The sequence below is a fragment of the Oleiphilus sp. HI0067 genome (genome assembly GCF_001635735.1).
Genome location: NZ_LWFI01001638.1, coordinates 1 through 584, shown reverse-complemented (window position 1 = coordinate 584; position 584 = coordinate 1). Strand labels below are relative to the sequence as shown.

Below are 584 nucleotides of genomic sequence, written 5' to 3'. Positions count from 1 at the left end.
ATTCAGCTGCATAAGAAAAAAATAGATCAGGGTAAGCGCAGTATTTTGTTTGGTCTGGCGTCACTTGCCGAGGGCATCGATTTGCCAGGTAAGTATCTGACGCATGTTGTTATTGCCAAAGTGCCGTTTGCTGTGCCGAATGATCCTTTAGAGCAAGCGATTGCTGAGTGGATTGAAAGTCAGGGGCGTAATCCCTTTATGGAGATCTCTGTTCCTGAAGCAAGTTTGCGACTGATTCAGGCATGTGGCCGTTTGATCAGAACAGAGCAAGATTCAGGGCAAATTACGATTCTCGATCAACGATTAATCACCAAGCGTTACGGCAGCTTGTTGCTTGATGCTTTGCCACCTTATCGTCGTCAGCTGGGTTCTTAGTTTAAGCAATTGTCTACCGTTCAATCTTTTGCGCATAAATTGCATGAGCAGTAATTTGGCCCACCACAATTGCTGAAAATATGAGGGCTGCCGACTCACCAACACTTGATATCGGCAGTACTGTCGCCTCATAAAAGTTTTACCCAGCGCTCACTAATATACGGCTGCCAGGTACCATCAAAATGATGCCCTGGACCATGTATATATTT

1 protein-coding gene is annotated in these 584 nt (G+C 45.2%); it reads left to right on the top strand.

Features of this window, described 5'->3' with window-relative positions; translation table 11 throughout:
• The coding region (locus A3739_RS26365; RefSeq protein WP_304440320.1) for a helicase C-terminal domain-containing protein at positions 1-375 on the top strand (375 nt) is incomplete at its 5' end.
• Positions 376-584 lie beyond the last annotated feature (209 nt).